Raw genomic sequence first — 12,522 nt, 5'->3', positions numbered from 1 at the left:
TTAATTTTTATTCCAATCTTCTTTTTGTTGTTCATCTAAAAATGTCCAAGCAACAATTCTACTTTTTTTGTTTCCAATATTCATTCCTATTGTTAAAACAGCTGTAGCACCTAACTTTTTAAGTGATTGGTTTATTGTTTTTACATTATCCTTGTTAGACACTAAACTTGTGTACCAAAAACTTGCAGTTTTTAATAAAGAGCTTTCGTATAAATAATTATGCAAAAAAGCTTTTTCTCCACCTTTGTACCATAATTCATGTGCTTGTCCAGCAAAGTTTCTGACCATTTGGTCTGTGGGCTTTCCAAGTCCTTTTAGTTTACTTGTTGTAGCCTTTAATGCATCAGCTTCATTTTTAAAAAATGGAGGATTACACATGGTTACTGTTACCTTATCTGTTTCACTTAAAACACCTGTCAACACACGTGCATCGTCATTTTGTTTTTTAAGTTTAATTTGGTCTTGTAAGTTATTTTTATCAATGATATTTTGAGCAGCTTTTAAGGCGTCATCATTACTATCCACACCTATATAACTCCAATCATACGCTGCATTACCTAATAAAGGATAAATACAATTTGCACCTGTACCAATGTCCATAACAGTTATATTTTCTGTTAATTTAGAACGCTCTAATAAATCTGAAATGTGATGTATATAATCTACACGTCCAGGAATTGGAGGACACAAAAAGTGATCAGGAAAATCCCAAAATGCTACAGCATAATGAGATTTTAATAATGCTGCATTTAAAGCCTTTACTGCTTTAGGGTTAGCAAAATCAATAGTTTTTTTGTTATTGGCATTTGTAAAAATGAAAGGCTCTAAGTCCGTGTAAACTAATGATAGCTGATCAAAATCGTAATCGTCGGTATGTTTGTTTTTTTTATGCAAAATATTTTTATTGAAAATGTTATGAGTTGATTATTTTATGGTTGCTTCCACTGCTTGTTTTATATCTGCTTTTAAATCTTTAGCCTCTTCTATTCCTAAAGAAAAACGAATAAGTCCGTCAGATATACCAATTTCTAAACGTTGTTCTGGTGTTAATAACGAGTGTGATGTTTGTGTTGGAGATAACATTGTGCTTTCTATACCTGCTAAACTCATAGAAGCTTTAATTAACTGTAATTGCTTCATGAATTGATCAGAATTTATACTATCTATAAGTTCAAAAGACAACATAGCTCCAAAACCCTTCATTTGAGATTTTGCTAACTTATGTTCTGGGTGACTTTTTAAGCCTGGATAATACACTTGTTTAACAAATGTTTGTTTATCTAACCATTTTGCTAATTTGTTAGCATTTTTAGTTTGTGCTTTTACACGTAAACCCATAGTTTTCATGCTACGCTCCAACATCCAAACCGTAAAATCGCTTAAACTACCTCCATAATTTTTAGATACATTCCAGATTTTATCTAAATGATCTTTACTTCCTGCTACTGCTCCTGCACAAATATCACTATGACCTCCAAAATATTTAGTTGCCGAGTGCATTACTAAATCAATACCAAAATCTATTGGGTTTTGATTTACTGGACTTGCAAACGTATTATCTATACTTGTTACAATGCTTTTTTGTTTACCTAAATTGGCAATTGCTTTAATGTCTGTTATGGTAAGTAAGGGATTTGAAGGTGTTTCGATATGAATCAACTTGGTATTTGGTTGTATTGCTGCTTCAAAGTCTTCAACTTTATAACCATTTGTAAAAGTGAACTCTATATTTAATTTAGGAAATTCTTCTCTAATAAAATTAGATGTTCCTCCATATAAGGTATTTTGAACCACAATATGATCTCCTGATTTTAAAAACGCTAAAAACATATGGCTGATAGCTGCCATACCAGAACCAAATATCATAGCTGTTTCTGTATGTTCTAAAGCTGCAATTTTTTTGGCCAAATATTCTTGATTGGGAGTATTAAAATACCTTGGGTAGCGTTTAACATCTACATCCATAAATTGATAAGAAGATGATAAATAAATTGGAGATATTGCGCCTTTAAATTGCTCATCTGGCACTTCACCAACATGTGTACAAATGGTATTTAAACCTTGATTTTCTAATTTCATTTTGTTAACACTTTAAGACTACTAAATTACTGATTTTAAAATTGACTATATAATACTAGGCTTACTAATATTAAAACTTAATAAGTAGCTTTAACTAGTCTTTAACTAAAACCTACCCTTTTTTTGTATCTTATTGATTATGATAGCACAAGACAAAGAAGCACACGAAGACATTTTAAAACAATCTATTAATCATTTAAAGTTTTTAGGGTATGAAAATATTAAAGCGGATTTAGATGGATATGAATCGCCTAAATCTTTTATTAAAAAGAAAAACAGCTTAGTTATCACACCTGACATTACAGCTTATAAGCGTACCAAAAAATATTTTTTTGAATTAGGCTTAAAAAGCGAAAAACCAAAACTTTTAAAAACAAAATGGCGACTATTAGACGTAGTTACCAGAATGAAAGACCATCGTTTTAAAATTATTACAACTAAAGGACATTATAGTTTTACGAATAAAATATTAAGTGATTTAAATATTGAAAAATCTTTAATCAAATTATAATAAAAAGAGCCAATTAATATTGGCTCTTTTTTATTTATTATTTATTTGACTATTTACAATAGCTTTAAGTTTTTCCTTTCTTGTGGCTTCTTCCTTTTTCTTTTTATTAATTTTTTTAGCCATTAACTTAGAGTGTTTGGCTTTGTTTTTTGTGTTTTTTTGACCTTTAGGCTTAGGCATATCTTATTTTTTTGAAGCTTTTAAAAGCGCATTTTGCTCTTCCATTAAATCGGATAATCTTGATAACAACTCGATATCCTTAGGTGTTTTAACTGTTTTATTTTTGGTGTCGTGTGATTTATCCTTTAACCTATTCATAGCTTTAACAACAATAAATACCGTTAAACCAACAATTAAAAAGTCTAATACAACCTCAAACAATTCGCCATAATATACAGCTACTTCTTGACTAGTAACCACACCATCGTTGCTTACAATCTCATTTCTTAAAATATAGCGCTTATTCTGAAAATTTATACCATCAGTTAATAATGATAATGGTGGTAAAAAAACTTTTTTAACTAAAACATCAATTACTTTATTGAAGGATGCACCTATAATTATACCTATAGCCATATCCATCATGTTGCCTTTTACAGCAAATTCTTTAAACTCTCTTAAAAATTTCATCTATAAACTTTATTTAATCCTTAGTTGTTTTATTGTATGCTCTAATCATAACTAAAGCCCATGCAAAGACACAAAAAAATACGATAATAGAAAACCAAAATACAATACTATTTCCTTCCATTGTTTACAAGTTTTACATATATCATTACACCTAAAAGAGTTGGTGCCCATAAACCAATAAAAATACCATGTAGTTGCTCTCCTTTTAAAAATAAATACTCGGCAATCAATATAATTGCTAAACATAAAATAAGTAGTAAAATGTTACTTAAGCCAAAGTTTTTAATGTAGTTCATTAATGTGATTTATAATTTGTAACAAGTTAATAAAATATTAAAATGAAAACAAAAAGAATAACTCATAACTAAAAATCAAACACTTTAAACGATATAAAAGTGTATTTTGTCGATAAAATAATCAAATTTACAGCTTTAAAATGCATTTAAACGAATAAATACGCATTTAATAGTTGTTTTTTAACAGTCTAACTATATTGGTCTAAGAATTTAACCTATTAACTGATTAATATCCCTTATTATGAAAAAAATCGCCCTACTAACCCTACTTTTAATTACAAGTTTCACTTTTGCTAACACCAGCAATACAATTACAAACGTAAACTCAATACAAATCATTAGATTAGACTACAATGCGCCAAATGGAGCCTCAAGAGAACTTGTATTAGCCTTTACATCAGACAATGCTGCTACAGATGGTGTTGATTATGGTTACGATGCTGCTGTATATTCACCTTTTACTAATGATTTAAATTGGTTAATAGACTCCAATAGATATGTAATCCAAGGTGTAGGGCAATTTCAAAATACTAGTCAATATCTTTTTGGATTATACAATGAAGTATCTGGAGAAGCAAGTATTACCTTATCTAGCTTAGAAAACTTTGATTCAGATATTAATGTATACATATATGACGCTTTGCTTGATACTTATACTAATATTAACGACACTCCTTTTACTGGTATTATTGACGCTGGAGATTACACAGACCGTTTTTACATTGCATTTGAAGAACCTCAAATATTAGATATTGACACCAATAATGAGAATATTATCATCGATAGTTTTAATGCTTTAGGAAATAATGAAAACCCTCCAAAACCTAACAACAACGCAACTACAAAAAGCATAAATCTTAGCTACGATGCAAATACTAACCAATTAAATTTGAAATTTGAAAATAACGCGATAGTCAAAAATATTACTGTTTATAATTATAAGGGAATAGCTTTAAAAACCATAAAAAAGGCAAACAACAACAAAATAAATATTCCGCTTAACACAAATGACAAAAACTTAATACTACACATTACAACAGATAATGATGTTATAGTTAAGCAAATAGCATTAAATTCTAATTAAGTCTGATACTTAATTTAATATACAAAAAAAGACTCACTATAATTAGTGAGTCTTTTTTTATGTAATAATATATACTGTTTATTTTTTATAATACTTAGCATACTTCCTGTATGAAAACACTCCTAAAATAGCGACACCTACTAGCGCTATTCCAATAAATTTAAAGCTTACTATTTGATCTCCACTTGCATAACTATGTAAGCCTGACAAGTAAAAATTAACTCCAAAATAGGTCATTAAAATGCTTCCAAAAGTTATAATGGACATTAAGTTGAAAAACCATCTACCACGTAATCCTGGTACTAATCGCATATGGATTACAAATGCATAAAGCATAATACTAATAAGTGCCCAAGTTTCTTTAGGGTCCCAACCCCAATATCTTCCCCAACTTTCATTAGCCCATTGTCCACCAAGAAAATTACCTATAGTTAGCATGACCAAACCAACGGTTAAAGCCATTTCATTAATAATAGTTAGTTCTTTTATGTTTAAATCCATCTTAGATTTATTGTCCTTATTAGTTAACAACATTAAAACTAATGACACAATACCTAAAATCATACCTAATGTAAATGGACCATAACTAGCAACAATAACAGCTACATGTATCATTAACCAATAACTATTTAATACAGGCTGTAGGTTAGCAATTGCTGGATCCATCCAATTCCAGTGTGCAATCATTAAAATCATTGCTGTTACAAATGCTGTAGATGCCAAGGTTAAATCACTTTTTCTTCCAAAAGCCAGTCCAAAAAACATAGTTGCCCAAGCAACATATATCATAGACTCATAAGCATCACTCCAAGGTGCATGACCAGAGATGTACCATCTAGCAATTAAGCCTAAAGTATGGATAACAAATAGTCCTAATATGATAAATTTAAATATGGTAACACTTTTAGCTAACCACTTATTGCTACTTTTAAAGATTTGCCAAATAAGTAAGATAAATAGCAACGTTCCTGCATACATATACCAACTAAATAGTTTTTTAAACACATCGTATTGGTTATATAAAATCTCTGCATTAATCTTATCCTCACTTAACATTACGCTTGTTCCAACTTTTCGTTGAGAGGTTTTAAATGCTTCTAATAATTTTTCAGATTTAGTAAAGTCTCCTGTTTTTTTAGCTTCATTTAAAGTATATAAATACCAATCAAAACCAGAACCTATAAAACTACCATAGGTACTATCTTTAATTTTTTGATTGTAGCCATCATTTTTATATTCAAAAGGAGAAATCCAGGTATTGTTTTCATCGTCTGGTACTGGAAATATCTTAAGAGAACGTCCTTCAATAGCATTACTTAATAAATTAATACGCTGATTGGTTTCAATAAACTCTTTTTGTACACCTGTTTGAGATTTTACTGCAGACGCTTCTTCTAAATACGAATCTAATTTATACTGAAAATTATCGTCAAAAAAGTCTAATAATGCAGCATATTTTTGGTCTTTATCTAATCCAATAATTCCTCTAATAGAATCCGCTTTTTTAGGTGCTAAGTATATAATTGGGACATTATACCACAACATTGGACTTTCTAGGATGCTTAAAAAGACTTGATCTGATGATAAACCCTCATAACCTTCATGCTTAGTTAATTTTCTAACTAACTCTGACGCATACGTATCAATAGGCATCATACGACCATCAAGATCCTGAATAACTAATCTTCCAAATTTTTTAGCATGTGCTTCTGGAGCTACATTTACTTTTAAAATAGAATCTATTTGAGCTTTACTAGGTCTTTGCTTTTCTGTAACTGTATTGGATTGGTGACCATGTCCATCGTTTTCAGTATGCTCTTGATCTTGTGCAAATCCAAATAAGCTTAAACTTAAAAATGCAATGGTTAGCATTTTTGTTTTTTTCTCCTTAATTTTTTCTAAGCCATTTTGCAAATCTCTAAATCTAGTGTGATTAGCAAATAAGATAGCCATCATACCAAAGTATAGTAAAAAGTATCCTGCATAAGTAACCCAAGTACCCCAATAATCATGATTTACAGATAAAATGGTTCCTTTTAAATCTTTATCAAAATCGGCTTGAAAAAAACGATATCCTCTGTGGTCTAAAATATTATTCATGTAAATATGAAAATCAAAATCACCTTGCTCCTTATCAATTACAGTCACTTTACTCTCGTAAGAAGAATAATTATTTTCTGTACCAGGATATTTTTCTGCAATAAAATCATTTAGTTTAACTTCAAAAGGTAATTCTAAAACTTTAGAACCATATTTTAAAGCAATATCCAAACCTCCTACTTTTACTTGTTTAAAACGGTTGTTGGACCATTGACTACCTAGTAATTTAACCTCTTTAGTTTCGCCATTAGCAGACACATTTAATACTACTGCATTTTCATCTTGCTTTAAAAAACTAGCTTTTTTTACAATATCAAAAGTTCCTTTTACAACTGGCTTAGGAAACACCAATTGCATATCTCCAATAACATATCTAGAACGTAAAACTAAGGGTTGTATACTGTCCTTAACTAATTGACCTTGTTGCATGGTTGCCATAGTTAAATATTCTCCTTCAAATGGAGATTGTATCATTAAACCATTTTCTGTAGTGGTAATATTAACTGCTCCATCTGTAGGTTTGTCTAAAGCGACTAATAAATTATGGATATTTTCTACCGTTCCTTGTTTTAAAAAATGATTATGTGGTCCACTACCTCTAGCTTCTACTATTTTTAGATAACTTTCACCAGCGTCATCAGGTACCACATCTTCTTCAGCACCTAAAAAATATTCAGTTAATTCAAATTCAACAGGTGTATTATTGTATTGTGCAGTATAATTAAAGCTATTTTCCATTCTTCCAGAAAAATCTACCTCAGCTTCAACTGGTAAACGCTGTGGTACACCATCAATCATATAATCACCATCAATGTATGCTGTAATGTATGTTTTTTGAGATAAAAAACCACTTTCGGTCTCTCCTTCTCTAATCGCAATCATACCTTCAAATCCAAAATATCTTGTAATACCTGCTCCTAGTATAATTAAAATAAAAGCTAAGTGTAATATTAAGGTTGCCCATTTTTCTTTACGCAACAATCTAAATCTAAAAATATTACCAACAAAATTGATAATAAAAAACACCATAATAGCTTCAAACCACCAAGCGTTATAGATTAAATTTCGTGTGTAAGGAGTTGGAGAAGTGTCCATGTTTCTGTCTAAAATTGTACCAACTGCCATAGCGACAGCAAATACGATAAATAATACAGAAGTTAATCGTGTTGAAAACAAGATTTTGGCGATTCTATTTTGCATAATAATAGGCCTTTTTTAGCTCGTGCAAAGATAATCGTTTTTATTGGTTTTAAATCCTCTAAAAAATCTAAATCTTGTGTTAAAATTACTGTTTTAGGTTTTGTCTTGCCTCAAAAATTTTTAAATACATAAATGTACCCATCTTTCTAGCGCGACGTTTTACATTATCCGCAATTTCACCTTCAAAAAATTGATCAATCGTCGCGTACCATAAATTTAACCACAATCCAAAATGTAGTTCGGTAATAGTATGGTTTACTGCCTTATCTACTTTTTCATGAGCTTCTAATGGGTTGCCTACATATTTATGCTCTAATTTTTTACCTATAAATAAACTAGTCTCCCAAAAGGTAGTCAAGTGGTCTAAATGGGAGTCCCAATCCGTAATAAGCGCATTAAAAATAGGACCTAAAGTAGTATCTGCTCTAACTTTTATATAAAATTGATCTACTAAAAGTTTAACATCGTCTCTGTTAGTAATTTCTTTTTGTTTCATGATAAACAAAGATACCTTTTTGTCCTTTCATATCTTTATTTTCTTAGTATTTTAGCACCATGATTAAAATAGTTTTGCTTGGCGCAGGAAATGTAGCCACACACCTATATAAAGGGTTTAAAAACGCTTCAAATATTGAGGTTGTACAATGGTACAATAGAAGTAAAAAAGCTATTGACGCTTATAAAAACGAAGTAAATATTACAGATAACATCGCTAATTTAGTAGATGCAGACGTCTATTTAATTGCTGTTAGCGATGATGCTATTGAAGCCTTAAGTACATCCTTACCTTTTGATAAAAGATTAGTGGTACATACTTCTGGAAGCGCTAGCTTGTATGATATTGACATGAAACATTACAGAGGTGTTTTTTATCCTTTGCAAACATTTAGCAAAGGTGTTGATTTGGATTTTGCTACAGTACCAATCTGCATTGAAACACTTCGAAAAAAAGATTTTAAAATATTAGAAACCCTAGGTCAAAGCTTAGGTTGTATTACCTACAAAGTTAACCCTAAACAAAGACCTGCTTTACATTTGGCTGCTGTATTTGTTAATAATTTTACTAATCAAATTTACAGAATTGCACATGAAATTACCGAAAAACATGGTGCCGAATTTGACATTTTAAAACCATTAATCACAGAGACTGCCAGAAAAGTACAAGAAGTGTCACCTTACATGGCACAAACAGGACCTGCAAAACGTAATGATAAAAAAACAATAAAAAGACATTTAAAATTATTAGATAATCCACATCAAGAGGACATCTATAAATTAATGACAGAATCGATAAAAAAACCCATGGACGATAAAAGTTACAAAGAATACCTACACCAAATCACTACCTTTATTTTTGACGTAGATGGTGTTTTAACTAACGGAATGATTACTATCACGACATCAGGCGAAATGATAAGACATATGAATGTTAAGGATGGTTATGCCATGAAGCAAGCGTTAAATCATGGCTATAATGTTTGTATTATTTCTGGTGGTACTAACGAAGGTGTACGTACACGATTAAATCATTTAGGTATAAAAGATGTCTATTTAGGTGCACATCAAAAAATAGTGCAATTTCAAGCCTATTTAAACGACAACCAGATAAAAGCAGAAAACGTGCTATATATGGGAGACGACATTCCGGACGTACCTGTTTTAAAATTAGTAGGTATGCCTAGTTGCCCACAAGATGCTGTCCCAGAAGTTAAACGCGTATCAAAATATATCTCTCATAAATTAGGAGGTGAAGGTTGTGTACGTGACGTGATTGAGCAAGTTATGAAAGTACAAAACAAATGGGATAGTGATTTTGACGCACAAACCTTTTAACACCTATTGAAACGTAATAAAAGGAGACATAATACAGGTTTTGGATATATTGGTTCTGGTAACCAAGCATCCGTATTTAATCAACATCCAAAAGCTTTGTTTTCCAACATAAAAAAACAATTAAACACAGCAAGTCATAAACAATTTAAAACGGACTTTACTGCAACATTACTTTCTGAAGCAGAGAAACAACAGATTAAAAATAAAATTAGAAAACAGGCCAAACAAAAAAATATAATTGTTGTTTTTTTGACCACTTTCTTCTTAATTTTGATTGTTGTTTTAGCATTCGCAATGCTAAAAGGACTATTATCTTAAACAACCTGAAAATTAACACATTGAAACTACTTCAACTTATTCGATTTAAAAATTTACTACTAATTGCTTTAGTACAAATATTAATTAAATACGCTATGTTTCCGGCTTTTGGCGTCAATACCACATTAACTGCTTTTGAGTTTGCTTTATTAGTAATATCTACCTTAACTATAGCTGCTGGTGGCTACATTATAAATGATATTTATGATGTCGAAGCAGACAGCATTAACAAACCAAACAAATTAATTATTGGCAAGCACATACCAGAAGACAAAGCCTACATGTATTATATGGGCTTTACCGTTATAGGTGTTATTTTAGGCTTTTACCTATCTAATGTTATTAACCATAGTACGTTTTTTGCAATCTTTGTTATTATTGCAGCACTACTTTACATCTACGCTACTTTTTTACAACAAATTGTATTAGTAGGTAACATTATTATTAGCGTTTTGGTAGGATTAAGCTTGGTCATTGTTGGTATATTCGAGTTACTTCCAGCCATAAACACTCAAAATCAATTTATACAATCCTCAATGTTTGAGGTGTTATTTGATTATGCAGTTTTTGCTTTTATAATCTCGTTAGCCAGAGAAATAGTTAAAGATATTCAAGATGTAGATGGTGATTATAAAATGCAATTTAAAACCCTACCTATTGTATTAGGCAAAAATCGTGCACGTTACATAGCATTTGGATTAACTGTATTTTTAATCTTATTACTTATTTACTATTTAGCTAATTACCTTTACATGAGGCAAGTTGCGGTTGCCTATTTTATTATCGCTGTAATTGGTCCTTTGGTTTATATAAGTATCAAGTTATTTTCGGCAGAAACTAAAGCACAATTCAAAACAATAAGCAATCTACTTAAATTAGTTATGCTTAGCGGAATGCTATCCATGATTGTTTACTTATTTATATTAAAATAAATTATGCTAAAGGAAAAACTTAAAGACAGACACATCATACTAGCTTCAGGATCTCCAAGAAGACAACAGTTTTTTAGGGATTTAGGTTTAGACTTTGAAGTCCGTTTAAAAAAAACTAAAGAAGTCTATCCGCATCATTTATTGCATTATCAAATAAGCGATTATCTAGCCGAATTAAAATCGCTTCCTTTTATGGAAGAACTAAAAGATCATGAAATACTAGTAACCAGTGACACTATTGTTTGGCACAAAAGTAAAGCGTTAGGCAAACCAAAATCTAGCGACGAAGCTTTTGAAATGCTTAGCTCACTAAGTGATGAGACGCATGAGGTTATTACTTCGGTTTGTATACGCACAAAAAAATTCCAAAAAACAGTTAACGCTACAACTAAAGTTACTTTTAAAGCCTTTACAGAAGAAGAGCTTTGGCATTACATTAAAACCTATGCACCATTAGACAAAGCTGGTGCCTATGGTATCCAAGAATGGATTGGACAAATAGGTGTAACAAGCATACAAGGCTCGTTTTTTAATGTGGTTGGTATGCCAACACATCTTGTTTACGAAACGTTAAATACTATTGCAGAGGAGTTTTAGAGTTGTATTTTTATAGCTAAATAATTAGCTATGCAATTTTTAAAATCATCCTTATTTATATTTAGTGCTTTCTTAATTTTAGGCTGTAAAAAGCAACCTAAAACAGATACAAAAACAACTTATAATCAAGTTGAATCCGTTGCAAAAAAAGCAAAATTACCAGCCTTTAAAACTAACAAACAGTTTAATGACTATTGGTATTCTGGACAAGCCGAAATTACATCTTACCAACTAGAGCAATCTAGATATGGCGAAATTAGAAAAGGAACAGCTGTTCTTGTTTTTGTAACCGAACCTTTTTTGGAAAACGACCAAGTAAAAGCAGACCAAAGCAATCCATCAAACATAAATGTGTTAAAGCTAAATGCTACTAAAAAATTTAATACAGGGATTTATCCGTACAGCATTATGCAAAGCACGTTTTACCCTGTTTCAAATAACCAACACGCTTTAAAAGTTAATGCTTCAGTACAAGAATGGTGTGGACACGTCTACACACAACTTAATAATCGCGAGCAATTTCAAGTTACCTCTCACTCCTATTTTCAGGGAGAAGCAGATCAAAACTTCAACTTAGAAAAAAACAGTTTAGAAAATCAACTTTGGACGCAACTACGCATTGATCCAACTAGTTTACCTACCGGAAACATCAATATTATACCAAGTTTGGAATATACAAGACTTAATCACACACCTTTAAAAGCCTATAACGCTTTCGCGGAAAACAAGCCAGGACAATACACGCTTACCATTAAAGATTTAGACCGTAAGCTAACAATAAATTACAATCCAAATTTTCCATTCGATATACAAAGTTGGGAAGAAGTGCAAAATGGAAATCTAACTAAAGCAACTAAAATAAAAACACTACAATCGGACTATTGGAACAAAAAAAGTAACACCGATTTAGAGTTAAGAAAAACACTAGGGTTAGAATAAAAC

Annotated in this window: 14 protein-coding genes and 1 pseudogene; 8 read left to right on the top strand and 7 right to left on the bottom strand. The window is 30.9% G+C overall.

The genetic code is table 11. The features are described 5' to 3' along the window. Entirely contained in the window at nucleotides 1-894 is an 894-nt protein-coding gene (gene rlmF / locus AC0L3M_RS01845) for a 23S rRNA (adenine(1618)-N(6))-methyltransferase RlmF (protein WP_473431623.1), read from the bottom strand. A gap of 30 nt (nucleotides 895-924) precedes the next feature. Next, nucleotides 925-2,079: a trans-sulfuration enzyme family protein gene (locus AC0L3M_RS01840; protein ID WP_473431622.1), complete on the bottom strand. Its 1,155-nt coding sequence runs from the start codon at nucleotides 2,077-2,079 to the stop codon at nucleotides 925-927. A gap of 139 nt (nucleotides 2,080-2,218) precedes the next feature. Here AC0L3M_RS01840 and AC0L3M_RS01835 point away from each other — a divergent pair, with 139 nt between their 5' ends. Then, on the top strand, nucleotides 2,219-2,590 hold the full coding sequence (locus tag AC0L3M_RS01835) for a hypothetical protein (protein ID WP_473431621.1): 372 nt from the start codon (nucleotides 2,219-2,221) through the stop codon (nucleotides 2,588-2,590). A 30-nt stretch (nucleotides 2,591-2,620) separates the two neighbouring features. Here AC0L3M_RS01835 and AC0L3M_RS01830 read toward each other — a convergent pair whose 3' ends face one another. The 3 genes from AC0L3M_RS01830 to AC0L3M_RS01820 form a co-directional block, all read right to left on the bottom strand. Next, nucleotides 2,621-2,770: a hypothetical protein gene (locus tag AC0L3M_RS01830; protein ID WP_186439172.1), complete on the bottom strand. Its 150-nt coding sequence runs from the start codon at nucleotides 2,768-2,770 to the stop codon at nucleotides 2,621-2,623. A gap of 3 nt (nucleotides 2,771-2,773) precedes the next feature. After that, nucleotides 2,774-3,220: a large conductance mechanosensitive channel protein MscL gene (gene mscL, locus AC0L3M_RS01825; RefSeq protein ID WP_473431620.1), complete on the bottom strand. Its 447-nt coding sequence runs from the start codon at nucleotides 3,218-3,220 to the stop codon at nucleotides 2,774-2,776. Nucleotides 3,221-3,327: 107 nt separating this feature from the next. Beyond that, on the bottom strand, nucleotides 3,328-3,516 hold the full coding sequence (locus tag AC0L3M_RS01820) for a hypothetical protein (protein WP_292949452.1): 189 nt from the start codon (nucleotides 3,514-3,516) through the stop codon (nucleotides 3,328-3,330). 241 nt (nucleotides 3,517-3,757) lie between these two features. On the opposite strand from AC0L3M_RS01820, the gene AC0L3M_RS01815 reads away from it, so the two are divergent. Continuing rightward, on the top strand, nucleotides 3,758-4,600 hold the full coding sequence (locus tag AC0L3M_RS01815) for a hypothetical protein (protein WP_473431619.1): 843 nt from the start codon (nucleotides 3,758-3,760) through the stop codon (nucleotides 4,598-4,600). 78 nt (nucleotides 4,601-4,678) lie between these two features. Here AC0L3M_RS01815 and AC0L3M_RS01810 read toward each other — a convergent pair whose 3' ends face one another. Then, nucleotides 4,679-7,900 (bottom strand): cytochrome c biogenesis protein, encoded by a 3,222-nt coding sequence (locus tag AC0L3M_RS01810; RefSeq protein WP_473431618.1) that lies wholly within the window; start codon nucleotides 7,898-7,900, stop codon nucleotides 4,679-4,681. 85 nt (nucleotides 7,901-7,985) lie between these two features. Next, nucleotides 7,986-8,396 (bottom strand): group III truncated hemoglobin, encoded by a 411-nt coding sequence (locus AC0L3M_RS01805; protein WP_473431617.1) that lies wholly within the window; start codon nucleotides 8,394-8,396, stop codon nucleotides 7,986-7,988. A 59-nt stretch (nucleotides 8,397-8,455) separates the two neighbouring features. Here AC0L3M_RS01805 and AC0L3M_RS01800 point away from each other — a divergent pair. The 6 genes and pseudogenes from AC0L3M_RS01800 to AC0L3M_RS01775 all read left to right on the top strand — a co-directional run. Then, nucleotides 8,456-9,133, top strand: a pseudogene (locus tag AC0L3M_RS01800) (Rossmann-like and DUF2520 domain-containing protein); the annotation flags it as partial. A 69-nt stretch (nucleotides 9,134-9,202) separates the two neighbouring features. Then, nucleotides 9,203-9,733, top strand: a complete 531-nt coding sequence (locus AC0L3M_RS01795; protein WP_473432462.1) for a KdsC family phosphatase — start codon at nucleotides 9,203-9,205, stop codon at nucleotides 9,731-9,733. A 6-nt stretch (nucleotides 9,734-9,739) separates the two neighbouring features. Then, a complete protein-coding gene (locus AC0L3M_RS01790; protein WP_473431616.1) occupies nucleotides 9,740-10,051 on the top strand; it encodes a hypothetical protein in 312 nt (103 codons plus the stop codon). Between the two features lie 20 nt (nucleotides 10,052-10,071). Next, the gene (locus tag AC0L3M_RS01785) at nucleotides 10,072-10,983 is read left to right on the top strand and encodes a geranylgeranylglycerol-phosphate geranylgeranyltransferase (RefSeq protein WP_145001156.1); all 912 of its coding nucleotides are present in this window, start codon (nucleotides 10,072-10,074) and stop codon (nucleotides 10,981-10,983) included. A 3-nt stretch (nucleotides 10,984-10,986) separates the two neighbouring features. After that, the gene (locus AC0L3M_RS01780) at nucleotides 10,987-11,580 is read left to right on the top strand and encodes a Maf family protein (protein WP_339809032.1); all 594 of its coding nucleotides are present in this window, start codon (nucleotides 10,987-10,989) and stop codon (nucleotides 11,578-11,580) included. A 30-nt stretch (nucleotides 11,581-11,610) separates the two neighbouring features. Next, nucleotides 11,611-12,519 (top strand): septum formation inhibitor Maf, encoded by a 909-nt coding sequence (locus tag AC0L3M_RS01775; RefSeq protein WP_473431615.1) that lies wholly within the window; start codon nucleotides 11,611-11,613, stop codon nucleotides 12,517-12,519. Nucleotides 12,520-12,522 lie beyond the last annotated feature (3 nt).

It is taken from the genome of Olleya sp. KJ81-1, assembly GCF_055808135.1.
The sequence above is the reverse complement of the archived record's forward strand: the minus strand, read 5'-3'. Positions and strand labels throughout refer to the sequence as shown.

Coding starts and splice junctions, on each gene's coding strand:
- AC0L3M_RS01840 (WP_473431622.1), bottom strand. CDS start 2,079: ATGAAATTAGAAAATCAAGGTTTAAATACCATTTGTACACATGTTGGT.
- AC0L3M_RS01835 (WP_473431621.1), top strand. CDS start 2,219: ATGATAGCACAAGACAAAGAAGCACACGAAGACATTTTAAAACAATCT.
- AC0L3M_RS01830 (WP_186439172.1), bottom strand. CDS start 2,770: ATGCCTAAGCCTAAAGGTCAAAAAAACACAAAAAACAAAGCCAAACAC.
- mscL (WP_473431620.1), bottom strand. CDS start 3,220: ATGAAATTTTTAAGAGAGTTTAAAGAATTTGCTGTAAAAGGCAACATG.
- AC0L3M_RS01820 (WP_292949452.1), bottom strand. CDS start 3,516: ATGAACTACATTAAAAACTTTGGCTTAAGTAACATTTTACTACTTATT.
- AC0L3M_RS01815 (WP_473431619.1), top strand. CDS start 3,758: ATGAAAAAAATCGCCCTACTAACCCTACTTTTAATTACAAGTTTCACT.
- AC0L3M_RS01810 (WP_473431618.1), bottom strand. CDS start 7,900: ATGCAAAATAGAATCGCCAAAATCTTGTTTTCAACACGATTAACTTCT.
- AC0L3M_RS01805 (WP_473431617.1), bottom strand. CDS start 8,396: ATGAAACAAAAAGAAATTACTAACAGAGACGATGTTAAACTTTTAGTA.
- AC0L3M_RS01795 (WP_473432462.1), top strand. CDS start 9,203: ATGGACGATAAAAGTTACAAAGAATACCTACACCAAATCACTACCTTT.
- AC0L3M_RS01780 (WP_339809032.1), top strand. CDS start 10,987: ATGCTAAAGGAAAAACTTAAAGACAGACACATCATACTAGCTTCAGGA.
- AC0L3M_RS01775 (WP_473431615.1), top strand. CDS start 11,611: ATGCAATTTTTAAAATCATCCTTATTTATATTTAGTGCTTTCTTAATT.